Here is a 20863-nt window from a genome sequence, read left to right on the forward strand (position 1 = left end):
CGAAGGCAAAGCCGGTTTTTTTGTTCTGGAGCAACCCGATGCCAATCAAGATTCCCGATCAGCTGCCAGCCCACGAAATTCTCGTGCGCGAGGGCGTCTCGATCATGGACGAGCGGACGGCGCTGCGCCAGGACATCCGCCCCCTGCAGATCGGGCTGCTCAACCTGATGCCCAACAAGATCCGCACCGAAACGCAGATCGCGCGGCTGATCGGCGCCTCGCCGCTGCAGGTCGAGCTGACGCTCGTGCGCGTCGGCACCCACAAGGCCAAGAATACGTCGCACGAGCACCTCATCGCCTTCTACCAGACCTGGGAGGAGATCGCGCACCGCAAGTTCGACGGCTTCATCATCACCGGTGCGCCCATCGAGCTGCTGCCCTTCGAAGAGGTTTCCTACTGGGACGAGCTGACGCGCATCCTCGACTGGACGAAGACGAACGTGCACTCCTCCTTCTTCATCTGCTGGGGTGCGATGGCCGCCGCCTGGCACTTCCACAAGATTCCCAAGTACACGCTGGACAGCAAGGCCTTCGGCGTTTTCCGGCACAGCAACAACGCGCCTGCATCGCCCTATCTGGCCGGCTTCTCGGACGACTTCGCCATACCGGTATCGCGCTGGACCGAGGTCAAGGCGGCCGACATCTCCGCCGACGGGAACCTGCAGCTGCTGATGGAGTCGGACGTGACCGGCCCGTGCCTTGCCGCCGAGAAAACCGGCAACCGTCTCTACATGTTCAACCACATCGAGTACGATTCCACCTCGCTCAAGGAGGAATACGACCGCGACGTGGCCGCCGGCACGCCGATCGCCATTCCGCACGGCTATTACCCGGACAACGACCCTGCCCGGCCGCCGCTCAACCGCTGGCGGTCGCACGCCCACCTGCTGTTCGGCAACTGGATCAATCAGGTCTACCAGACCACTTCCTTCGACGCCGAGAAGATCGGTAGCGGCGACGAGCTCGTGGTCTCTTAAGTCCGCTTCAGCGGGTCTTGGCGTCCGGGCCTGCGCCGCCGCGCAGGCTGCGCGTGGCCGCGCCCTGCGGCGAAAGGACCGGCACGAAGACGCGGCGCGAGGCGCGCTGAGCCACCGGAACGCCCTGGTAGAGCCGCTTCTGGGCATCGACCACGATGACGCCCGAGAAGATCGGCCACAGCCGGCGCCCTGCCCGCTCGAGCAGGCTGTGGAAGCGCAGCATCCAGCGCCGCTTGGAGGGCGGGAAGAACAACCCGTCGGCCCAGGCCGCAGGGGTGAAATTCGCCTCGCGCAGCAACTCGTTGAGCTGGCCGCGCGAAAACGGCCGGCCCGTACCGAAGGGCGTGTGCTCGAAGCGTGCCCACATGCCGCGCCGGTTGGGCACCACGATGACAACCCGGCCGGACGGGGCCAGCACGCGCCAGATCTCGTTCAGCGTCTCGCGCGGGTTTTCGGCGTGTTCGAGCGAGTGGACGAGCAGCACGCGATCGATCGACGAATCGACCAGCGGCAGTTCCTCGTCAAAGACGAGGACGGTGGCGGAAGGCCCGTTCTGCGGCCACTTCACCGCGCCCTGTGTGCCCGGCATGAAGGCGAAGACGCGGTCGGCATCCGTGCCGAAGCGATCGAGCCAGGGCAGCGTGTAGCCGAGCCCGACGAGCCGCTCCCGCGACAGGCTCGTCCACACCGACGACAGCGCCATGGTGATCGAGCGCTCGGCGATACGGCCAAGCAAGGAGGCGTAGAAAGACCTGAGATCGACGATGTCCGAATTCATGGCCGCGACGGTATCTGCTGCGTGTGGCGGTTTCAACAAGCCAGCCGGGGGTGACACCGCCGGGTCGCGACCCTATCTTCCGGTTCTGACATAGGGAGATTGGAATGGGTTTGCAGATCGATCAGTTCATGTGCCGGTCGGACAATTTCGGGGTTCTCGTCCATGACGAGGCGAGCGGCAGGACTGCGCTGATCGACGCGCCGGAGGAATCCTCGATCCTCGCGGCCATCGAGCGCACCGGCTGGAAACCCGACCTGATCCTGACGACGCACCACCACGCCGACCATGTCGAGGCCAACCTCGCCCTGAAAGAGCGCTTCGGCCTGAAGATCATCGGGCCCAAGGCAGAGGCGGACAAGATCCCGGGCATCGACGAGACGGTGTCGGAAGGCTCTAGGCTCGACTTCGCCGGGCACAGGATCGAGGTCATCGAGACGCCCGGACACACCGCAGGTCACGTCTCCTACCATTTCCCCGACGACGGCGTGGCCTTCACCGCCGACACGCTGTTCGCGCTCGGTTGCGGCCGCCTGTTCGAACGCCCGGCGCCCGTGATGTTCGTGTCGATGACGAAGCTGGCCGCGTTGCCGGCCGCGACCGTGATCTATTGCGGTCACGAATATACGCTGGCCAATGCACGCTTCGCCCTGACCATCGACCCGACCAATTCGGCTCTGAAGGAGCGCGTCGCGAAAATCGAGAAGCTGCGGGCCGACGACAAGCCGACTCTGCCGACGACCATCGGCGAGGAACTGGCCACCAATCCCTTCATGCGCTGGCACGACCCGGCTATTCGCAAGAATCTGGGCATGGAGACGGCTTCCGACGTCGATGTGTTCGCCGAGATCCGCAAGCGCAAGGACAACTTCTAGGCATGCCGCAGACCGCCGCCGGGATCATCGCGGCGCTCGGCCTTGAGCGCCATCCCGAGGGCGGCTGGTATGCCGAGACGTTCCGCGACGATCCCGATGGCGGGCGGGGCCACTCGACCGCCATCTACTTTTTGCTCGAACAGGGCGACGTGTCTGCGTGGCACCGGGTCAGGGATGCCGCGGAGGTCTGGCACCACTATTCCGGCGCACCGCTTGAGCTGACCATTTGCGACGAGGGCGGCAAGCGCAGCCGTCACCTGCTCGGCTCCGATCTTGCGGCGGGCGAGCGGCCGCAGGCTGTCGTTCCCGCAGGCTGGTGGCAGACGGCGAGGAGCCTCGGAGCGTGGACGCTCTGCGGCTGCACCGTGGCGCCGGGCTTCGATTTCGCCCAGTTCGAACTGGCCGAAGCCGGCTGGGAACCCTGATCGCGTTCGCTCAGCCCTGCGTTGCCGGCTGGACCGGCCTGCGAAACAGCATCGACCTCGCAGCCAGCACCGCCCCCGCGGTGATGAGCAGGCAGGCGGCGAGAAGCCGCAGGCTGGGTTCTGCAAAGCCGAAGGCGATCAGCACCAGCGTCGACAGCAGCGGCGCGGCATAGCTTGCGGCGCCGAGCACCTGGATGTTGCCGCGCTTGACGCCGATGTCCCAGGCGTAGAAGGCCGCGCCGACCGGCATCAGGCCGAGACCGAGCACCGCCAGCCACTGGCCGGCGTCGACCGGCAGCACGGTTTCCTCGAGGGCGAGGTGGCAGGCGAACGACAGCGCCGCCGTTGCCGCGCAGAACCAGGTGACGATGGTGGTCGGAACCTCCGGGAAGCGCCGCGACAGCAGCGAGTAGCCTGACCACAGCAGCGCGCAGACTCCCGCCATGGCATAGCCGAAGGCGTAGCGCGCCTCGAAAGCGAGCCCGCCGCCCTTGGTGACAATCAGGAAGCAGCCGGCGAGACCCATCAGGGCACCGGCAATGTGGTGCCAGCGCAACTTCTCGCCTGGCATCAGCGCCGAGCCGAGCACGATCAGCAGCGGCCAGAGATAGGCAATCAGGCTGGCCTCGACCGCCGGCGCGTTGCGCAGCGCCGTGAAGTAGAAGAAGTGGTAGCCGAACAGGCCGGCAATGCCGATCAGCCAGACAGCCCCGGGAATTTTTGGCGCCACGGCCGGGCCCGGCATGAAGATTCGCGCCACCAGGCCGACGGCGGTGCCGACGGCGAAGGTCATCGCCGAGAGCAGGAAAGGCGGCACCTGTCCGGAGGCGTCGGTCAGCAAGGCCAGCAGCGCCCACATGGCGACCGCCGTGAATCCGATCAGGGTTGCGCGCGTCGTTGGCAAGAGAAACGTCTCCGCGGCGCGGAGCGCCGTCACTGCAGGGCTTCGAACCGCCGCGCCGCCACCGTGATCGTGCCGATCTGGGTGCTGACGGTGGCATGGATCGGCGCATATATGCCGGTTTTGCCGAGCGGGGCAAACGCCACCATGATGCGGCTCTTGTTCTTCAGGTAGTCCAGCGCACGCTTGGTCGTGCGATAGCCGGAGACTGGCTTGAAATGCATGCGGCAGGTGATGGTGTCGCCCTCGTAGCCCTGCACGGAGACCTTCCCCTTCGACACGTAGGTAAGCGCGAGGTCGGCGCGCAGTTCGCTGTCGAACATCTTGATGGTGCCGTTGCAGACCTCGCCGAGGCTGTCGGCCTGCACCAGCGTCGAGGCAATCGGATCGGCGACGGCCATGAGATCGGCCGGGCCGAGCGGTATCCAGTCCTTGCCGCGCTTCTTGAGCGGCGGCACGGTGGTGACCTTGGTCACGTTGCCGTCGGCAAAGCGGATGTCGACGATCGAGGCCCGCTTGCCAGAGACGTAATCGGCGCGAAACAGCTCCGGCCGGGTGGCCTTGCCGGAGAACCTGCCGACCGCCGACAGCGTGCCTTTCGTATCGTCGAAGATCGCGCCCAGGCCCGCGCTCTTGACCGAGCCCTCGATGGCATAGGTCTGCGAGTCGATACGGCTGTCGAAATTCGCCCGCGCCAGCGTCAGCCCGAGGAAGGAGAGCGCGTACTCGCCGCGATAGAGCGTCGCCTCGGCGGCGGCCGGCGAGGCCATGAAAAGGACAAGCGCGGCCGCGATCCACCCTTGCGGGCGCCTGCCTGAAACCCGCGTGAAGCGTCCTGCCGCGACCAATCCGCACCTTGCTGTCATCATGCCCCGATGCTATCGGCGCAAATCCGGCCTTTCTGTGATATGAAAGCCATGCACCGGGCCAGGCCACGCTTGACGCAAGCCCGGATTGCCACTATGGAACGCCAACTTTTCCATGAGGCCGCTCGAAGAGGCTGCGCGCCATCTATTTCTGGTGCGCCAAAGTCATTGGCCCGTTTAGACCTGAAGGTAAGTGAAATATGTCCCGTGCTTGTGAACTGACCGGCAAGGCCGTTATGTCCGGCAACAATGTTAGCCACGCCAACAACCGTACGCGGCGCAAGTTCCTGCCGAACCTCGTCAAGGTGACGCTGATCTCGGAAGCGCTGAGCCAGAATGTGCGCCTGCGCATCTCGGCAAACGCCCTGCGCACGGTCGAGCATCGTGGCGGCCTCGACGCCTTCCTGGCCAAGGCCGATGTTGCCGAGCTGTCGCAGCGTGCGCGCCTGCTGAAGAAGCAGATCGCCAAGAAGACCGCCGAACAGGCTGCCGAAGCTCCGGCCGCCTGATTCCCTTTCGGGCGGCTCGCGCCGCCCGGCTGGTTCCATCACCCAGGTTAAAAAAATGTTCCGCTATTCTTCCTACCTGCCCTTCGTGGCGGCCATGGCGCTTGTCGTGGTGGCGTCCAATATCCTCGTGCAGTTCCCTGTCCAGGGACAGCTCGGCAGCCTTGCGCTGGCCGACATCCTCACCTGGGGCGCCTTCACCTATCCTCTCGCCTTCCTGGTCACCGATCTCGCCAACCTCCGCTACGGCCCCGCAGTGGCGCGCCGCATCGTCTTCGTCGGCTTCGTCGTCGCCGTGGCCTGCTCGATCATCGTGCCGCCGCTGCTCTACCGCAACGGCCTGACCGAGTTCGAGACGGAGCCCGGCCGCCTGCTGCGCATCGCGACCGCTTCCGGCTCGGCCTTCCTGGTCGCGCAATTGCTCGACGTCACGGTGTTTAACTGGCTGCGGCAGCGCTCATGGTGGCGCGCGCCGGTGTTCAGCTCGCTGTCCGGCTCGGTCGTCGACACGCTGATCTTCTTCAGCATCGCCTTTGCCGCGAGCTTTGCCTTTGTCGGGCCCAATGACGGCTTTGCGCTGGAAAATGCGCCGCTGCTCGGTGTGCTGGCCGTCGACACGCCGCGCTGGCTCTCCTGGGCGCTCGGCGACCTTTCGGTCAAGCTCGTCATCGCGCTCGTCGCCCTCATCCCCTACCGGCTGATCGCAGCCAGATGGACGCAGCCGGCTCTGGCTTCGTGATCCCCTGGGTCCATCTCGGCACGGCCAAGGTGCCGGGCGGCGGTGAAGAGCTGCGCCTGAAGCGGCGCGGCAGCGAATTCTCCATCATGCTCGGCACCAACGAACTCATGAACAGCCGCCTCAGCGGCTCCGAAGAGGCGTTGGCGAGGCTTTCGATCCAGAAGATTGCCGCCAGCACGCGGCCCAAAATCCTGATCGGCGGCCTCGGCATGGGCTTCACCCTGCGCGCCGCCCTTGCCGAACTGGCAGACGGCGCCCGAATCGAGGTGGCCGAGATCGTGCCCGCCGTCATCGGCTGGGCGCGCGGCGAAATGGCCGAGGTTTTCGGAAACTGCCTCGGCGACCCGCGTGTGGCCATCCATGAGGGCGATGTGGGTCAACTGATCCGGTCGGCCGCGGGTGCCTATGACGCGATCCTGCTCGACGTCGATAATGGACCGGAAGGCCTGTCGCGCAGTTCCAATGACAGCCTCTACAGTGCTGCGGGGCTGGCGGCTGCAAGGAAGGCGCTGCGTCCCGGCGGCGTGCTTGCCGTCTGGTCGTCCGGCCCCGACGCCGGCTTCACGCGCCGGCTGCGGCAGGCTGGATTTGCAGTCGAGGAAGTCGGCGTGCGAGCGCGCGGCAAGCGCGGTGCGCGGCATGTGATCTGGCTGGCTGGCAGGAACTAGCGGCGGGATCGGCAGCAGGCACGTGGCCGACGAGGGCCGCGACCCGGCCCCTCAGTCGTTATGCAGGATGAATTCCAGGTAGAGATTGCGCTGCAGGATCGAGTGGTTGTCGTCGGAGACCATCGACACCATCAGGGCACCGTCGTCGCGGGTCCACACGTCGAGGCCCTCCATGTTGTCGATCTGGTAGGCCATGTCGGCGGTGAAGAGTATCGGCCCGTCGGCAACCTTGCCCTTCGCGATGGTGGCGCCGTCGATGCGGCGCAGGCGCATCTTGACGCCCGCGGCCATCGAGAAGCTGCGCTCCAGAAGCAGTAGGTCGCCACCCGGCAGGAAAGCCCCATCGGTGATGTCGAACTCGCCGTTGCGCTTGACGGTGAAGACGCCCTTGCCAGGGCCGTCGACGATGGCGGCGAAGATATTGCCCTGCTTGTCGAGGCTCTTTTCCGAGACGATGACCATGGCTCCCGCGAGCGGACCGGCGGGGTTCGAAAAGGCCACGGTCTCGAAACCGCGATTCGAGCGAAGCTCCGCCTTCGGGATGAGGAAATCGAGGTCATCGAAGGCCGGCTTCATGGCGTCCGGCTCGATGCGGAACTGCGCGATGCGGTGATCGCGCTCGAAGCCGACGGTGGCGACGCCGTCCTTGATCGCAAGGCCCTCGGCATCGACCTGCCACTTGTCGCTGCTGATTTTTCCGGCACGGTCGAACATCGCGGCCATCCGGAAATCGCCGATCCCGGTCGGCTTCTGCTGGCCGTCGCGCAACACGGTACCGAAATACCAGAAGCCGGTGTCGGCAACGCCGATGAAATCCCCCCCGGGCTTCATGAAGCGGAACGCCGACTGCGCGCCGAAATCCGCGGCTGTCGAAGACATTTCCAGGCCGCCGACGAATTCGAGCGGGCCGAACCGGGTCCGGGAACGGCCGATATGGAAGTTGGTGATCGGCCGGGAATCGATCTCGATGCGCCCGGTATCGGCGGCGCGCGAGGGGGGTGACGTGTTAACGAACGTCAGGCCGCCAAGCAGCGCCGTCAGCAAGCCAAGGCCAAGCGCGCCACGCGAAAGGGTCTTCATCCGGCACGCCGCATGCCGCCGCGGCGCGTCTCGCGCGTGCTTTCCTCGCCAAACAGCGAAGCGAGCTGCTCCGTCATGGCGCCCGCCAGTTCCTCGGCGTCGACGATGGTGACGGCGCGGCGATAGTAGCGCGTCACGTCGTGGCCGATGCCGATGGCGAGCAACTCCACGGGCGAGCGCGTCTCGATCAGTTCGATGACGGCGCGCAGGTGGCGCTCGAGATAGTTGCCGGGATTGACCGAGAGGGTCGAATCGTCGACCGGCGCACCGTCGGAAATCATCATCAGGATCTTGCGCTGCTCCGGCCGCGCCATCAGGCGCTGATGCGCCCACAGCAGCGCCTCGCCGTCGATATTTTCCTTGAGCAGGCCCTCGCGCATCATCAGCCCGAGGTTGCGCCGCGCCCGCCGCCACGGATGGTCGGCGCTCTTGTAGATGATGTGGCGCAGGTCGTTGAGCCGGCCGGGATTGGGCGGCTTGCCGTCCTTCAACCACTTCTCGCGCGCCTGCCCGCCCTTCCAGGCACGGGTCGTGAAACCGAGGATTTCGACCGAGACGCCGCAACGCTCCAGCGTGCGGGCCAGGATGTCGGCGCAGGTCGCCGCCACCGTGATGGGGCGGCCGCGCATCGAGCCCGAATTGTCGAGCACCAGCGTCACCACCGTGTCGCGGAATTTCGTGTCGCGCTCCTGCTTGAAGGAGAGCGGCTGCATCGGATCTATCACCACGCGCACCAGCCGCGCCGGATCGAGATAGCCCTCTTCGAGGTCAAAGTCCCACGACCGGTTCTGCTGCGCCATCAGCCGCCGCTGCAGCCGGTTGGCGAGGCGTCCGACGACGCCGGAAAGGTTTGTCAGCTGCTTGTCGAGGAAGGCGCGCAGGCGGTCGAGTTCCTCTTCGTCGCAAAGCTCCTCCGCGCCGACCGTCTCGTCGAAGGCGGTGGTAAACACCTTGTAATCGACGTGCCGCGTCATCTCGGTGAAGGGGTCGTCCTTGCGCCTGGCCTCGCCCGGCGTCTCGGCATCGGCTTCCTCGTCCTCGGAATAGTCGTCGGCAGAGGCGTCGGATGCCTCTGTCTCGCCGGACTGGTCCTCCTCCGCGGAGGCGTCCTGCTCGTCGGACTGCGACTGGTCGGCGCCCGAATCGTCCTCGCCGCCTTCATCGCTGTTTTCCTCGCCCTGCGGCTGGGGATCTTCGCTGTCCTCGGATTCGTCAGACTGTTCCTCGTCGCCGAGTTCCTCGGCCATCTCCATCGAGGCCAGCATCTCGCGCACGACGCGGGCGAAGGCCTGCTGGTCGTCGAGATTGCCCATCAGGTGGTCGAGGTCGGCGCCGGCCTTTTCCTCCACCCAGTCGCGCCACAGGTTGACCATGCGCTGACCGCTCTTTGGCGCCGCGCGGCCGGTGAGCTTTTCGCGCACCATCAGGGCCAGCGCCTCCTCGATCGGCGCATCGTCGCGTTCGCGCACGTCGGCGAGGTTTGCCCTGGCGTACTTGTCCTCGAGCATGGAGCCGAGATTGTCGGCAACGCCAGTCATGGCGCGCGCGCCGATAGCCTCCACCCGGGCCTGCTCGACGGCGTCATAGACGGCGCGCGCCTGCTTGCCCTCGGGCGCGAATTTCGAGTGGATGCGCAGGTCGTGGCAGGCACGCTTCAGCGCCATGGAATCGCCGATGCCCCGTGTCACCGCGATGTCGGCGGCGGTCGCCTTCTTCGGTATCTCGGGCAGGCGCGCCCGGTTGCCGGCCAGCGCCGGCTTGTCCTTGGCGAAGGCGACCTCGAGTTCGTTGTCGCCGGAAATCGCGCGCATGCAGACCGTCAGCGCGCGCTTGAAGCTGTCCGCTTCCGAGCCCGTCTTCGGTCTGTTGCGCGTGTTGTCGCCGGGACCTGCCATCGCGCCTGCTGCTAGCCGAGCACGACGTTGGCGGCCGATTCGGGCAGTTCCTGCCCGAAAGCCCGCTGGTAGAATTCGGCGACGATTGAGCGTTCGAGCTCGTCGCACTTGTTGAGGAAGGTCAGCCGGAAAGCCATGCCGACATCGCCGAAGATCTCGGCGTTCTCGGCCCAGGTGATGACCGTACGCGGGCTCATCACGGTCGACAGGTCGCCGTTGATGAAGGCCTGGCGCGTCATGTCGGCGACGCGCACCATCTTGTTGACGATGTCCTTGCCTTCCGCGTTGCGGTAGTGCTTGGCCTTCGCGAGCACGATCGCGACTTCGTTGTCGTGCGGCAGGTAATTCAGCGTCGTGACGATCGACCAGCGGTCCATCTGCGCCTGGTTGATCTGCTGCGTACCGTGGTAGAGGCCGGTCGTGTCGCCGAGGCCGACCGTGTTGGCGGTGGCGAACAGGCGGAAGGCCGGGTGCGGACGGATGACGCGGCTCTGGTCGAGCAGGGTCAGGCGGCCCGACGATTCCAGCACGCGCTGGATGACGAACATCACGTCCGGCCGGCCGGCGTCATACTCGTCGAAGCAGAGCGCGACATTGTGCTGGTAGGCCCAGGGCAGGATGCCGTCGCGAAATTCGGTGACCTGCATCCCTTCCTTGACGACGATGGCGTCCTTGCCGACGAGGTCGATACGGCTGACATGGCTGTCGAGGTTGACGCGGACCATCGGCCAGTTGAGGCGTGCCGCGACCTGCTCGATATGCGTCGATTTGCCGGTGCCGTGATAGCCCGACACCATGACGCGGCGATTGTAGGCGAAGCCGGCCAGGATCGCCGACGTCGTCTGCGGATCGAACAGGTAGTCCGGATCGAGGTCCGGCACATGCTGGTCGGCCGTCGAATAGGCTGGCACAACCATCTTGGAATCGAAGCCGAACTTCTCCTTGACCGAGACGGTCGTGTCGGGAAGGTTGGCGATATCGCGATCGACCTTGTTCATAATGTCTCCAAATGCGAGGCCTTTGGGCTTCGCCGGCAATCGAATTTGTCCGGGGGCGGTCTTAGTGCCTTTTCCAGCGTGAGGAAAGTTGGAAACGGCCCTCAATCCTGCTGGCTCAGCACAAACCCGCCTGTTTGAGCACGCGATAGGCCTGCAGCACGTCGCGGAACCGATCTTCCGAACCCCTGTCGCCGCCATTCGCGTCGGGATGATGGCGCTTCACCAGTTCTTTATAGCGCGCCTTGATGTCCTTGCCAGTCGCCTTTGTATCAAGGCCAAGCGTTTCCAGCGCCTTGGCCTCAAGCGGCTTGGCCTTGCGCTCGCGCGGCTGGCGCGGGTCCTTGGGGCCCTCGAACAGGTTGAAGGGATCTCGGATGCGGTTGTAGTAGCCAGCCCGGCCGGACCGCTGCTGCGCCACGTCCGGCGAGGAACGCGTGCTGCCACTGATGCCCATCTTCCAGGTCGGGCGATGACCGGTCATCGCCTCGCGCTGGAATCGCGCGACTTCCGAATCCGGCACGCCGGAGAAATAGTTGAAGCCCTTGTTGTACTCGCGCACGTGGTCGAAGCAGAAGCGGAAATACTCGCCTTCCTTCATTCGGCCGACCGGCGCCTTGTGCGTACCAGGCTCCTTGCAGCCATCCCACTGGCAGACCGGCGCGTGCGATTTCAGCTCCGCGTCCTTGTCCGGGCGGATGCGAATCTTTTCGAAGTATTTCGGATACGGCTTCATCTAACCCATTTATGGGATGTTCTGATTGCGAAACAAGAATTGACATTTTCGGGAAACAGGGCCTACCGACCCAAATCACGGATCAATCCCGGATGCGGCGATTTTATGCCGACGTGCGGATATGGGTACAGGAGACCGCAATGTCGATACAGACGACGATCGAAGAGAAGCTCCAGCGCGCCTTCTCGCCGGAACGCATGCAGGTTGTCAACGAGAGCCATCTCCATGCCGGTCACAATCACGAGGACTCCGGCCACCACGCCACCTTCGACGGCTCCGGCGAAACGCATTTTCGCGTGCGACTTGTCGCCCCGGCCTTCTCGGGCATGAGCCGGATCGAGCGTCACCGCGCCGTCAACACGCTGCTGGCCGACGAACTGGAGGCCGGTGTCCACGCCCTGGCAATCGAGCCAGCCGCACCCGGCGAACAGACCCGCTGGTAGAACCGCTTCAGGCGACTGGCCTGATCCGCAGCCGCGCAATGCGGTTCTTGTCGCGCTTCATCACCACGAAGCGCTTGCCGTGGAAGGTGAAGGCCTGCCGTTCTTCGGGAATCGACTGCGTCTCGTGAATGACGAGGCCGGCAATCGTCGTGGCCTCCTCGTCGGGCAGCGACCAGTCGAGCGCGCGATTGAGGTCGCGGATCGGCACCGTGCCGTCGACGACGACGGAACCGTCCGCCTCCTGCCTGACGCCCTGGATGTCGACATCGTGCTCGTCGGCGATCTCACCGACGATCTCCTCGATGATGTCTTCGAGGGTGACCAGCCCCTCGACCTCGCCATATTCGTCGACCACCAGCGCGAAATGCGCCTTGCGCCGCAGGAATGCGTTGAGTTGGTCCTGCAGCGAGGTCGTGTCCGGCACGAACCACGGCTTTGTCGCGATCTTCATCACGTCGATTCTGGAAAAGTCGTTGCCGACCTCGTTGAGCGCGCGCAGCAGGTCCTTGGCGTGCAGCACGCCGACGATGTTCTCGGTCGAGCCCCGCCACAGCGGCATGCGGGTATGCGGGCTCTGCAGGATTTCGCGCACCAGCGCCTCGGGCGGATTGTCGGCGTTGACCGAGCGCATGTTCGTGCGATGGACCATGACGTCCGACACTTCGAGCTCATGCAGATCGACCAGGGCACCGACGCGATCCGTTCTTGAGCCGCTATCGCCGGCAGCATCCCCTGCCGCTCCCCGCGCCTCCTCAGGCACCGGGCGCGGGGTTCCCAGCGCCCTCACCTCGTAGCCCAGCGCGGCGAGCAAAGAGTTGCGCAGCAGGAACAGCACCGCCAGCAGCAGAACGAAGACTGCGATCGTGAGCAGGACCGGCTGCGTCATCCCGGGTGGTTTTCCTTCAGGAACGTCATGACTTCGGAGGCCGGAACGTCCTTTGCGATGAACGACTTGCCGACGCCATGGGTAAGAATGAATGTCAACGCGCCGCGCGAGACCTTCTTGTCCTGCGCGATGAATGAAAACAGCGTCTCGGCATCCGGCAGGCCGCCCGGGATGTCGGCCATCCGCCAGGGCAGGCCGACGGCGCGCAGATGCGTCTCGACGCGCGCCGCGTCGTCCGGGCTCGCCAGGTTGAGGCGGCTGGAGAACCGGTGCGCCAGCGCCATGCCGATCGCCACGCCTTCGCCATGCACCAGGCGGGCGCTGTCGTAGCCGGTCGCGGCCTCCAGCGCATGGCCGAAAGTGTGGCCGAGATTGAGCAGCGCCCGGTCGCCGGTCTCGTACTCGTCGCGCGCCACGACGTCGGCCTTGGCCCGGCAGGCCTCCGCGATGGCGTGCGCGCGTTCCGCGCCGCCGGCAAACACCGCCTGCCAGTGGTCTTCGAGCCAGGCGAAGAAGTCGGGTCGGTCGATCAGCCCGTATTTAGCAAGTTCCGCATAGCCCGCGCGGAACTCGCGGACGGGCAGGGAGTCGAGGACACCGGTATCGGCCAGCACGAGCTGCGGCTGGTGGAATACGCCGACGAGGTTCTTGCCGTGGCTGGTGTTGATGCCGGTCTTGCCCCCGACCGATGAATCGACCTGCGCCAGCAGCGAGGTCGGCATCTGGATGAACTTCATGCCGCGCCGCACGATGCCGGACGCGAAGCCGGCGAGGTCGCCGATCACGCCGCCGCCCAGCGCGATCACCGCATCGCCTCGCTCCAGCCGTGCTGCCAGGATGCCATCGACGACCTGTTGCAGGGCCTCGAAGCTCTTGGTCTTCTCGCCGGGCGGCAGTTCGATCACCGTCGCCCTGATGCCAGCACCGGCAAGGCTTTCCTTCAGACGATCGAGATGGAGGGCCGCTACATTTGCGTCCGTGACGATGGCCGTCGCCAGCCCGGGCAGCCGCGCTGCGATCTCCGAGCCGGCTGTCTCGACCAGCCCGTTGCCGATCAGGATATCATAGGACCTGTCGCCAAGCTTTACCTCAACCGTTTCAACACCGGAGGCAGTCATGAGGCATCTTCCCCGGTTACGTTCAGCGATCGGCTGATCGCGTCGATGACTTCCCCGGCGATCACTTCCCTGCGGTCGTCGCGAGTTGGAACGGTAATGTCGGCATGAGCGTAGACGGGGTGGCGCTCGGCGATCAGGCGCTCGAGCACGCCGCGCGGGTCGGCGTTCTGAAGCAGGGGCCGGTTCTGCTTTTTCGAGACGCGCTCCAGCAGCACGTCGACGTCGGCCTTCAGCCAGACGGAGATGCCGTTGGCGGCGATCGCCTCGCGGGTTTGCTCGTTCATGAACGCGCCGCCCCCGGTGGCCAGCACCTGCGGCCCGTTTTCCAGAACCCGCAATATTACCCGCTGCTCGAGCGCACGGAACTCGGCCTCGCCATATTGCGCGAAGAGATCCGGGATGGACATGCGCGAGACGCTTTCGATCTCATGGTCGCTGTCGAGGAAGGGCAGCCCGAGCGCCGACGCGACCTTGCGGCCGATCGCCGTCTTGCCGGCGCCCATCAATCCGACGAACACGATCGAACGCGAACCGAGACTGGAAAGCAGGGCGTCGACGGTTCCTGACGCCAGCATGGGGATTGCAACCATGGCAGCGTATCGACATGAAAAGGCCGTTTGCGTCAAGCGCTGCGGGTCTATTGGCGCGGCACCCTTGTGTTGACAAAATTCGCGTCCCATAAGGGCCCCCGGGACGAAAACAGGTGCGGGCCAGTCTTATAGATGCCGACTCTTTTCAAGTTCATTCTCACGCTCTGCCTTCTGGCCGTGCTGGCATACGGGGCGATGCTAGCGCTTGTGATCCTGGTGGAGCCCAACAAGGGCGAGATGAGCGAACGCATCCCTTCCGAAAGAATCAACCCGAAGCGGTAGGCGCAACGATGAACAGCGCGGCGCAGATCGAGGCTTTTCTGGAAATGATGAGCGTCGAGCGTGGCGCGGCCGACAACACGCTTGCCAGCTACCGGCGCGACCTGTCGGACGCCTCCTCCTCCATTCCGGGCGGCCTGGCCGACGCGGCCGGCAGCGACCTGCGCGACTACCTCGGCGGCCTCGCCGCAGAGGGCTTCGCGGCCTCCTCGCAGGCGCGCAAGCTGTCGGCGCTGCGGCAGTTCTTCAAATTCCTCTATGCCGAGAACATGCGACCCGACGATCCGACGGGCACGCTCGACAGCCCCGCGCGAGGCCGGCCGCTGCCGAAGACGATGGCCGAGGCCGAGACGGGACGGCTGCTCGACCGGGCAGCACAGGAAGCGGTCGACGAGAGCCTCTCGGATGGTGCCCGCGTGGCAGCGAAGCGCCTTCACGCGCTGGTCGAGGTGCTCTACGCCACCGGATTGCGCGTTTCCGAACTGGTCGGCCTTCCCGTCACGGTCGCATTGCGCGACGAGCGCTTCTTCATCGTGCGCGGAAAGGGCAACAAGGAACGCATGGTGCCGCTTTCGGGCAAGGCGCGCGAGGCGATGCGCGCCTGGCTCGTGGAGCGCGGACGCAACGAAAGCCTGTCCGACAGCCCGCACCTGTTTCCGGCCTCCTCGGACAGCGGCCACCTGTCGCGCCAGGTCTTCGCCCGCGACCTCAAGGCGCTCGCCTCGCGCGCCGGAATTGCTTCCGCGAAGGTCTCGCCCCACGTGCTGAGGCACGCTTTCGCCAGCCATCTGCTGCAAAACGGCGCCGACCTGCGTGCCGTGCAGCAACTGCTCGGCCACGCCGACATTTCGACCACGCAGATATACACGCATGTGCTGGAGGAGCGGCTCGTGCGGCTGGTCAATGAGCATCATCCGCTTGCCGACTAGGCGTCGGACCGCTATGTGAGGGCAGAATTTCACGGCCGGAAACCCAGTTTTCCAGCCCTTCCGTTTCCAGTCCGGCGCATCGGTTCGCTCACGCATGTACAACTATCTCGACTTCGAAAAGCCGGTTGCCGACCTCGAAGGCAAAATCCTGGAACTCAAGAAGCTTTCAGAAGGCGGCGAGTCGGTAGATGTCGGCGAGGAGATCGCACGGCTCGAAAAACGTTCTGCCGAGGCGCTCCGCGACATCTACAAGGCGCTGACGCCCTGGCAGAAGGTGCAGGTTGCACGCCATCCGGACCGCCCGCACTGCCTCGACTACGTCAAGGACCTCTTCACCGACTTCACGCCGCTCGCGGGCGACCGCAATTTCGGCGAGGACAACGCCATTGTCTGTGGCTTTGCGCGGTTCCGCGGCGAACCCATTGCGGTGATCGGCCAGGAGAAGGGCTCCGACACGAAGAGCCGGCTTAAGCACAATTTCGGCTCCGTCCGCCCCGAGGGTTACCGCAAGGCGGTACGCGTGATGGAACTGGCCGACCGCTTCCAGGTGCCGTTGGTCACGCTCGTCGACACCGCCGGCGCCTATCCGGGAATCGGCGCCGAGGAACGCGGCCAGGCCGAAGCCATCGCGCGCTCCACCTCGGCCTGCCTGGCGCTGCGCACGCCATCGATTTCGGTGGTCATCGGCGAAGGCGGCTCGGGCGGCGCCATTGCAATCGCGACCGCCAACAAGGTGTTCATGCTGGAACACGCGATCTATTCGGTGATTTCGCCCGAGGGCGCAGCGTCCATCCTGTGGCGCGACACCACCCGGTCGCGCGATGCCGCCACCAACATGAAGATTACCGCCCAGGATCTGCTGGCTCTCAAGGTCATCGACGCCATCATTCCGGAGCCGCTGGGCGGCGCACATCGCATGCCGTCCGCAGTGATCACGGCCACCGGCGATCTGATTGCGCGCACGCTTGCCGATTTCGGGCAGTCGAATGGGGACTTCCGCGAGCAGCGTCGCGAGAAGTATCTCGCCATCGGCCGCTCGCTCTGACCTCTGCCATTGTGGCATTTTTGCGCGCGGCCGCCACAAAAATGCCGTCCCTTGCCTGTCATAAGGATGCAGGGTTGCAGGTGGACGGGCCCCCGGCAGTAATCAATTCTCAAGGTTAACGCGTCTACCCTCCACGCCCGTGACAATGCGCTTCCGGCGTAGTGCGACTGACCAGCCGGAACAACCAGAGACGACGTTCGACCCATGATTGCACGATTGCTGCGCGCCGGATTGCTGATTGCCGCCTTTGCCTTGGCCGGCTGCACAGGCGCGACCTTCAGCGAGGGTGCCGGCGGCGCCAAGGCCGAAAAGCCGCTTCCGGAGAAGATCCTGACCGCCATGAAGGCCAAGGGAATGTCCCGCACCTCGCCGGTCATGGCCCGCATCTTCAAGGAAGAGGGCAAGCTCGAGATCTGGAAGCAGAAGACCAACGGCCGCTACGATGTCATCGCAAGCTACGACATCTGCAAGTGGTCGGGCGAGCTCGGCCCCAAATTCGTCGAGGGCGACCGCCAGGCGCCCGAAGGCTTCTACACCGTCCGCCCGGCGCAGATGAACCCGAAGTCCAGCTATCACCTGGCCTTCAACATGGGCTACCCGAACGCCTATGACCGTGCCAATGGCCGCACCGGCTCCAACCTGATGGTGCACGGCGCCTGCTCGTCATCGGGCTGCTATTCGATGACGGATGCCCAGATCGAGCAGATTTATGCCTTCGGCCGCGACGCCTTCCGCGGTGGCCAGACGGAATTCCAGATCCAGGCCTTCCCGTTCCGCATGACCGCGGCCAACATGGCGCGCTACCGCAACGACCCGAACTTCGAGTTCTGGAAGATGCTGAAGGAAGGCTACGACCAGTTCGAGATCAGCAAGGTCCCGCCCAAGGTCGATTTCTGCGAGAAGCGCTACGTCTTCAACCGCGTGCCCGAGGGCGGCGCCACCTTCAACGCAACGGCGTCCTGCCCGCCCTCGACGCAGCCGGAAGCACTGGCCAGCGCCTACAGGTCCTACCAGTCGAGCTACGAGGCTGCCTTCAACGCCGCCGTCGCCAAGAGCGCCCCGCCGCCCAAGCCCTCCATTGCGGGCCTCAAGGAGGCTGCGCTGGTGTCGGAGTGGACCCGCAAGCGCGCCAAGGGCGAGCGCGTGCCCGTCGAGCCGCCATCCCTGAACGATGACGGGACGGTGACCGTCAGTTCGCGCATGGGCCGCATCGATTCCCCGGAAGGCCGGCGTCAGGCCGAGATCGACGCCGCAGAAGCCGCAAAGGTGAAGGCCGCCGAGGAAAAGAAGGCTCTGGCTCTTGCAAAGGAGCAGGAAAAGAAGGCGGCCGAACTGGCCAAGACACAGGCTGCCGAGCCCGTTCTGGCGACCGGAACGGTTCCGCCGCCCGCCGAGGTCCAGACCGAGCCTTCAGGCGGAAGCGCGCTGGGTCTGTTCGGCACTGCCAGGAAGAAGATCGTCAACATCTTCGGCAGCTGACGGCCACCCTCGCGGCGACAGGGCGGCGTTGGGCGCACCCGGCTTCCGGCCCTCCAGTCCGGCGAAATCACTGCCTTGAATTTTTTTCGTGGGATCATGCAACCATTGTCGCGGCCGCACATTATGGTCCGGACAGCGGGATGTCCCCCCCCCCGATGATCCCGTTGCACCAAACTAAAGCCGGCCGAAAGGCCGGCTTTTCTTTTAGTGCATGCCGGGTATCGCCAGCGGGTTGGCCTCGAGCGCCGCACGGTCCGGCGTGTCGACCGCAGGTGTTCCGGTAATCCCGGCGAAGAGCCGCCGGACATAGTCTTCCGGCATGTCCAGCGTGATCAGCACCAGCCGGGTCCCGCGCGTCGCATCTGGCCAGGCCGGCAGGCGCACCGGCGGATGCAGCAGCGTCTGGACGCCATGAACCACCAGCGGGTGCGCCGGGTCTTCCTGCAGTTCGATGACGCCCTTCATGCGCAACAGCCTGTCGCCATGGGTCGACCGCAAGAGGTCGAGGAACGTCTCGATCGCCGAGAAGGGGATCGGGCGGTCGTGCACGAGCGTGAAGGTCCTGATGCGCGAATCGTGATGGTGAGGGTGCTCGTCCCCGTGCCCATGGCCGGCATGATGGTGATCGTGGTGGTGGCCCTCGTCGGCTGCCTCGCCGAGCCAGCGGCGCACGTCGGCGGTCTTGCTCGCCGGATCGTAGAGTCCGCACTCGAAGAGCGCGGCATGGCCGCCCTGCATGGAGGCAGAGTCAACCAGCAGGGCCGAAGGATTGATCTGCCGCAGGCGGCCGCGCAAGGCCTCGAGCTGCTCCGGGGCGGAAACGAGATCCGCCTTGGAAATCACGATGCGGTCGGCCACCGCGACCTGCTTGACCGCTTCGATGTGGTTGTCGAGCGTGGCATCGCCATGGACCGCGTCGACCAGCGTGATCACGCCATCGAGGCGGAAGGCCTGCACGAGGGCCGGGTGACCCATGATCGACTGCAGCACGGGCGCCGGATCGGCAAGGCCGGTGGTCTCGATGATGACGCGCCGCAAGGCTGCGATGCGGCCGGTTTGCACGCGATCGACCAGGTCGGCGAGCGTATCGACAAGGTCGCCGCGGATCGTGCAGCACAGGCAGCCGTCGGAAAGCTGGATGATGCCGTCGGAGGACTGCTCGACGAGCAGGTGATCGATGGCGACGTCGCCGAACTCGTTGATGATGACGGCAGTGTCGGCGAGCGCCGGGTCCTTCAGCAGTCGGTTGAGCAGCGTCGTCTTGCCGGCGCCGAGGAAGCCGGTCAGGACCGAGACGGGGATCGGCGTGTCCATCAGCCTGCGTCGGCCGAATCGCCCTGCATCGCCACAGGCTCCGTGCCGGCTGGCGGCGGCTGGTCCGGCCGCCAGGTCGGCAGCGGCACGCCGCCATTGGCTCTGGCCAGTTCAGCCTCGTCGGCCGGCAGTGAGGCGCGCCCGCGCGCGATCATCATGTCCTCGCGGTAGAGCAGCAGTTCCTCCCGCACCAGCTTGGCTGCTTCCGCCGCCACGATGGCAGCCTCTTCGGCCAGCGCTGCTGCAACGGCCGGCGTCGCCGGTCCGGTGGCACCGCCAAGCTTGATATCGACGAGCTCGCGCGACGTCCGCTTGGCCAGCTTCACCGGCGCCTCCAGCGTGCCTTCCTTCTTCTTCTTGGCAAGCAGTTCGCGCTCTCTCTTGCGCAGTTTCTCGCTGCCGGCCTTGGTGCACAGATCCGCGCGCATGTTGACCGGTTCGGCGGATTCGGTGCCGCCGGGCTTCAGCGCAGCCAGCGTCATCGCCCCGGCATTTGGAGAGGCAAAACCCGTCTCCAGCATGCGTGCGGCCTCCTGGGTGCGCGACTTTACCGACGTCGCGCCGAGCACGATGGCCATCAGCGTGCGGCCTTCGCGCGTCGCCGAAGCCACAAGGTTGTAGCCGGAGGGACAGGTATAGCCCGTCTTCATGCCGTCGGCCCCCTCGAGCGTGCCCACGATCCTGTTGTGGCTCGGGATCACCTGGTCGCCGAAGCGCAGGCCCTCGATGGCGAAGTAGTCGGCATATTGCGGGAACTCGTTGCGCAGAGCCGACGACAGGATCGCGAGATCGCGCGCGGTCGTGTACTGGTTGTCGTCGTGCAGGCCGTGCGCGTTGACCCAGTTCGAATTCGTCATGCCGAGCCGCTTGGCCTCGGCGTTCATGCGCGCCGCGAAGCCCTCGGCGGACCCGGACAGGCTGTCCCCGATCGCCGCCGAAACGTCATTGGCAGACTTGACCATGATGATCTTGAGCGCGGTGTCGAGGGTCATCACGGTGCCGGGCTTGTAGCCCATCTTGCTCGGCGGCTGGCTGGCGGCGGCGCGTGTCATGCGCACCGGCGAAAGAAAGGTCACCTCGCCGGTCTCGACCATGCGAAACGCGACATAGGTAGTCATCAGCTTGGTCAGCGAGGCGGGGTACCAGCGGTCGAGCGGCTGGTCGCTCTCGATCACCTGCCCGGTCTTGGAATCGAACAGTATCGAGGGCCCGGCCTCCGCCGAGCTCGGCCCGCATACCATCGTTGCCGTGACCGCAAGCATGAGATGTAGGATGCGCCGCATGAAACCCGCCTTCGTGTTGCCTGGTGGCCCCAACGGTGCCCGTGGGACCGGATATGTCG

General features: G+C 65.4%; 23 protein-coding genes. 11 read left to right on the forward strand and 12 right to left on the reverse strand.

Going from position 1 to position 20863, the window contains the following annotated elements; all coding sequences use genetic code 11:
• Positions 1–38 precede the first annotated feature (38 nt).
• Positions 39–977 (forward strand): homoserine O-acetyltransferase MetA, encoded by a 939-nt coding sequence (gene metA, locus ACT2BZ_RS02805; RefSeq protein WP_457939123.1) that lies wholly within the window; start codon positions 39–41, stop codon positions 975–977.
• Between the two features lie 7 nt (positions 978–984).
• On the opposite strand, the gene ACT2BZ_RS02810 is transcribed toward metA, so the two are convergent.
• Complete coding sequence (locus ACT2BZ_RS02810) at positions 985–1755, reverse strand: class I SAM-dependent methyltransferase (RefSeq protein ID WP_457939124.1); 771 nt, start codon at positions 1753–1755, stop codon at positions 985–987.
• 104 nt (positions 1756–1859) lie between these two features.
• Here ACT2BZ_RS02810 and gloB point away from each other — a divergent pair, with 104 nt between their 5' ends.
• Both gloB and ACT2BZ_RS02820 read left to right on the forward strand, forming a co-directional pair.
• Positions 1860–2627 (forward strand): hydroxyacylglutathione hydrolase, encoded by a 768-nt coding sequence (gene gloB, locus ACT2BZ_RS02815; protein WP_457939125.1) that lies wholly within the window; start codon positions 1860–1862, stop codon positions 2625–2627.
• Positions 2628–2629: 2 nt separating this feature from the next.
• Positions 2630–3052 (forward strand): cupin domain-containing protein, encoded by a 423-nt coding sequence (locus ACT2BZ_RS02820; protein ID WP_457939127.1) that lies wholly within the window; start codon positions 2630–2632, stop codon positions 3050–3052.
• Between the two features lie 10 nt (positions 3053–3062).
• On the opposite strand, the gene yddG is transcribed toward ACT2BZ_RS02820, so the two are convergent.
• Both yddG and ACT2BZ_RS02830 read right to left on the reverse strand, forming a co-directional pair.
• Positions 3063–3956 carry an aromatic amino acid exporter YddG gene (gene yddG, locus ACT2BZ_RS02825; RefSeq protein ID WP_457939128.1) on the reverse strand — a complete coding sequence of 298 codons (894 nt, stop codon included), beginning with the start codon at positions 3954–3956 and terminating at the stop codon, positions 3063–3065.
• 29 nt (positions 3957–3985) lie between these two features.
• Positions 3986–4822 carry a DUF3108 domain-containing protein gene (locus tag ACT2BZ_RS02830; protein WP_457939130.1) on the reverse strand — a complete coding sequence of 279 codons (837 nt, stop codon included), beginning with the start codon at positions 4820–4822 and terminating at the stop codon, positions 3986–3988.
• A 197-nt stretch (positions 4823–5019) separates the two neighbouring features.
• Between ACT2BZ_RS02830 and rpmB the strand changes: the two genes are divergently transcribed.
• The 3 genes from rpmB to ACT2BZ_RS02845 are packed head-to-tail and all read left to right on the forward strand — an operon-like array spanning position 5020 to position 6732.
• On the forward strand, positions 5020–5328 hold the full coding sequence (gene rpmB / locus ACT2BZ_RS02835; RefSeq protein ID WP_457939132.1) for a 50S ribosomal protein L28: 309 nt from the start codon (positions 5020–5022) through the stop codon (positions 5326–5328).
• 55 nt (positions 5329–5383) lie between these two features.
• A complete protein-coding gene (locus ACT2BZ_RS02840) occupies positions 5384–6064 on the forward strand; it encodes a queuosine precursor transporter (protein WP_457939133.1) in 681 nt (226 codons plus the stop codon).
• On the forward strand, positions 6061–6732 hold the full coding sequence (locus tag ACT2BZ_RS02845; protein WP_457941203.1) for a spermine/spermidine synthase domain-containing protein: 672 nt from the start codon (positions 6061–6063) through the stop codon (positions 6730–6732). The genes ACT2BZ_RS02840 and ACT2BZ_RS02845 overlap by 4 nt, the downstream gene beginning before the upstream one ends.
• A gap of 51 nt (positions 6733–6783) precedes the next feature.
• On the opposite strand, the gene ACT2BZ_RS02850 is transcribed toward ACT2BZ_RS02845, so the two are convergent.
• From ACT2BZ_RS02850 to ACT2BZ_RS02865, 4 genes are all read right to left on the reverse strand, one after another.
• On the reverse strand, positions 6784–7812 hold the full coding sequence (locus ACT2BZ_RS02850; RefSeq protein ID WP_457939135.1) for an esterase-like activity of phytase family protein: 1029 nt from the start codon (positions 7810–7812) through the stop codon (positions 6784–6786).
• On the reverse strand, positions 7809–9707 hold the full coding sequence (cobT, locus tag ACT2BZ_RS02855; RefSeq protein WP_457939136.1) for a cobaltochelatase subunit CobT: 1899 nt from the start codon (positions 9705–9707) through the stop codon (positions 7809–7811). The genes ACT2BZ_RS02850 and cobT overlap by 4 nt, the downstream gene beginning before the upstream one ends.
• A gap of 11 nt (positions 9708–9718) precedes the next feature.
• Positions 9719–10705 (reverse strand): cobaltochelatase subunit CobS, encoded by a 987-nt coding sequence (cobS, locus tag ACT2BZ_RS02860; protein ID WP_457939138.1) that lies wholly within the window; start codon positions 10703–10705, stop codon positions 9719–9721.
• 115 nt (positions 10706–10820) lie between these two features.
• Complete coding sequence (locus tag ACT2BZ_RS02865; protein WP_457939140.1) at positions 10821–11438, reverse strand: J domain-containing protein; 618 nt, start codon at positions 11436–11438, stop codon at positions 10821–10823.
• A 140-nt stretch (positions 11439–11578) separates the two neighbouring features.
• Here ACT2BZ_RS02865 and ACT2BZ_RS02870 point away from each other — a divergent pair, with 140 nt between their 5' ends.
• Positions 11579–11881 carry a BolA family protein gene (locus ACT2BZ_RS02870; RefSeq protein WP_457939142.1) on the forward strand — a complete coding sequence of 101 codons (303 nt, stop codon included), beginning with the start codon at positions 11579–11581 and terminating at the stop codon, positions 11879–11881.
• Positions 11882–11888: 7 nt separating this feature from the next.
• Here the strand turns inward: ACT2BZ_RS02870 and ACT2BZ_RS02875 are convergent, their stop codons facing one another.
• Genes ACT2BZ_RS02875 through ACT2BZ_RS02885 form a run of 3 tightly spaced genes read right to left on the reverse strand, consistent with a single transcriptional unit; the run spans position 11889 to position 14475 of the window.
• Complete coding sequence (locus ACT2BZ_RS02875; RefSeq protein ID WP_457939143.1) at positions 11889–12767, reverse strand: transporter associated domain-containing protein; 879 nt, start codon at positions 12765–12767, stop codon at positions 11889–11891.
• The gene (gene aroB / locus ACT2BZ_RS02880) at positions 12764–13885 is read right to left on the reverse strand and encodes a 3-dehydroquinate synthase (protein ID WP_457939145.1); all 1122 of its coding nucleotides are present in this window, start codon (positions 13883–13885) and stop codon (positions 12764–12766) included. The genes ACT2BZ_RS02875 and aroB overlap by 4 nt, the downstream gene beginning before the upstream one ends.
• Positions 13882–14475: a shikimate kinase gene (locus ACT2BZ_RS02885; RefSeq protein WP_457939147.1), complete on the reverse strand. Its 594-nt coding sequence runs from the start codon at positions 14473–14475 to the stop codon at positions 13882–13884. Before ACT2BZ_RS02885 ends, aroB begins: the two co-directional genes overlap by 4 nt.
• A gap of 132 nt (positions 14476–14607) precedes the next feature.
• Here ACT2BZ_RS02885 and ACT2BZ_RS02890 point away from each other — a divergent pair, with 132 nt between their 5' ends.
• The 4 genes from ACT2BZ_RS02890 (at position 14608) to ACT2BZ_RS02905 (ending at position 18207) form a co-directional block, all read left to right on the forward strand.
• A complete protein-coding gene (locus ACT2BZ_RS02890) occupies positions 14608–14757 on the forward strand; it encodes a histidine kinase (protein ID WP_457939149.1) in 150 nt (49 codons plus the stop codon).
• Positions 14758–14765: 8 nt separating this feature from the next.
• Positions 14766–15683 (forward strand): site-specific tyrosine recombinase XerD, encoded by a 918-nt coding sequence (locus ACT2BZ_RS02895; RefSeq protein WP_457939151.1) that lies wholly within the window; start codon positions 14766–14768, stop codon positions 15681–15683.
• Between the two features lie 94 nt (positions 15684–15777).
• Complete coding sequence (locus tag ACT2BZ_RS02900) at positions 15778–16728, forward strand: acetyl-CoA carboxylase carboxyltransferase subunit alpha (protein WP_457939153.1); 951 nt, start codon at positions 15778–15780, stop codon at positions 16726–16728.
• A 204-nt stretch (positions 16729–16932) separates the two neighbouring features.
• Entirely contained in the window at positions 16933–18207 is a 1275-nt protein-coding gene (locus ACT2BZ_RS02905; protein ID WP_457939155.1) for a L,D-transpeptidase family protein, read from the forward strand.
• Positions 18208–18411: 204 nt separating this feature from the next.
• On the opposite strand, the gene ACT2BZ_RS02910 is transcribed toward ACT2BZ_RS02905, so the two are convergent.
• Positions 18412–19521, reverse strand: coding sequence for a CobW family GTP-binding protein (locus tag ACT2BZ_RS02910; protein WP_457939156.1), 1110 nt, complete (start codon positions 19519–19521; stop codon positions 18412–18414).
• Positions 19521–20804, reverse strand: a complete 1284-nt coding sequence (locus tag ACT2BZ_RS02915; protein ID WP_457939158.1) for a D-alanyl-D-alanine carboxypeptidase family protein — start codon at positions 20802–20804, stop codon at positions 19521–19523. The genes ACT2BZ_RS02910 and ACT2BZ_RS02915 overlap by 1 nt, the downstream gene beginning before the upstream one ends.
• Between the last annotated feature and the right edge of the window lie 59 nt (positions 20805–20863).

Source organism: Mesorhizobium sp. 10J20-29, from assembly GCF_054130485.1.

What these genes read in the sequence shown, in the direction of transcription:
- metA (WP_457939123.1), top strand. Translation starts at nt 39, where the DNA reads ATGCCAATCAAGATTCCCGATCAGCTGCCAGCCCACGAAATTCTCGTG.
- ACT2BZ_RS02810 (WP_457939124.1), bottom strand. Translation starts at nt 1,755, where the DNA reads ATGAATTCGGACATCGTCGATCTCAGGTCTTTCTACGCCTCCTTGCTT.
- gloB (WP_457939125.1), top strand. Translation starts at nt 1,860, where the DNA reads ATGGGTTTGCAGATCGATCAGTTCATGTGCCGGTCGGACAATTTCGGG.
- ACT2BZ_RS02820 (WP_457939127.1), top strand. Translation starts at nt 2,630, where the DNA reads ATGCCGCAGACCGCCGCCGGGATCATCGCGGCGCTCGGCCTTGAGCGC.
- ACT2BZ_RS02830 (WP_457939130.1), bottom strand. Translation starts at nt 4,822, where the DNA reads ATGATGACAGCAAGGTGCGGATTGGTCGCGGCAGGACGCTTCACGCGG.
- rpmB (WP_457939132.1), top strand. Translation starts at nt 5,020, where the DNA reads ATGTCCCGTGCTTGTGAACTGACCGGCAAGGCCGTTATGTCCGGCAAC.
- ACT2BZ_RS02840 (WP_457939133.1), top strand. Translation starts at nt 5,384, where the DNA reads ATGTTCCGCTATTCTTCCTACCTGCCCTTCGTGGCGGCCATGGCGCTT.
- ACT2BZ_RS02850 (WP_457939135.1), bottom strand. Translation starts at nt 7,812, where the DNA reads ATGAAGACCCTTTCGCGTGGCGCGCTTGGCCTTGGCTTGCTGACGGCG.
- cobT (WP_457939136.1), bottom strand. Translation starts at nt 9,707, where the DNA reads ATGGCAGGTCCCGGCGACAACACGCGCAACAGACCGAAGACGGGCTCG.
- cobS (WP_457939138.1), bottom strand. Translation starts at nt 10,705, where the DNA reads ATGAACAAGGTCGATCGCGATATCGCCAACCTTCCCGACACGACCGTC.
- ACT2BZ_RS02865 (WP_457939140.1), bottom strand. Translation starts at nt 11,438, where the DNA reads ATGAAGCCGTATCCGAAATACTTCGAAAAGATTCGCATCCGCCCGGAC.
- ACT2BZ_RS02870 (WP_457939142.1), top strand. Translation starts at nt 11,579, where the DNA reads ATGTCGATACAGACGACGATCGAAGAGAAGCTCCAGCGCGCCTTCTCG.
- ACT2BZ_RS02875 (WP_457939143.1), bottom strand. Translation starts at nt 12,767, where the DNA reads ATGACGCAGCCGGTCCTGCTCACGATCGCAGTCTTCGTTCTGCTGCTG.
- aroB (WP_457939145.1), bottom strand. Translation starts at nt 13,885, where the DNA reads ATGACTGCCTCCGGTGTTGAAACGGTTGAGGTAAAGCTTGGCGACAGG.
- ACT2BZ_RS02885 (WP_457939147.1), bottom strand. Translation starts at nt 14,475, where the DNA reads ATGGTTGCAATCCCCATGCTGGCGTCAGGAACCGTCGACGCCCTGCTT.
- ACT2BZ_RS02890 (WP_457939149.1), top strand. Translation starts at nt 14,608, where the DNA reads ATGCCGACTCTTTTCAAGTTCATTCTCACGCTCTGCCTTCTGGCCGTG.
- ACT2BZ_RS02895 (WP_457939151.1), top strand. Translation starts at nt 14,766, where the DNA reads ATGAACAGCGCGGCGCAGATCGAGGCTTTTCTGGAAATGATGAGCGTC.
- ACT2BZ_RS02900 (WP_457939153.1), top strand. Translation starts at nt 15,778, where the DNA reads ATGTACAACTATCTCGACTTCGAAAAGCCGGTTGCCGACCTCGAAGGC.
- ACT2BZ_RS02905 (WP_457939155.1), top strand. Translation starts at nt 16,933, where the DNA reads ATGATTGCACGATTGCTGCGCGCCGGATTGCTGATTGCCGCCTTTGCC.
- ACT2BZ_RS02910 (WP_457939156.1), bottom strand. Translation starts at nt 19,521, where the DNA reads ATGGACACGCCGATCCCCGTCTCGGTCCTGACCGGCTTCCTCGGCGCC.
- ACT2BZ_RS02915 (WP_457939158.1), bottom strand. Translation starts at nt 20,804, where the DNA reads ATGCGGCGCATCCTACATCTCATGCTTGCGGTCACGGCAACGATGGTA.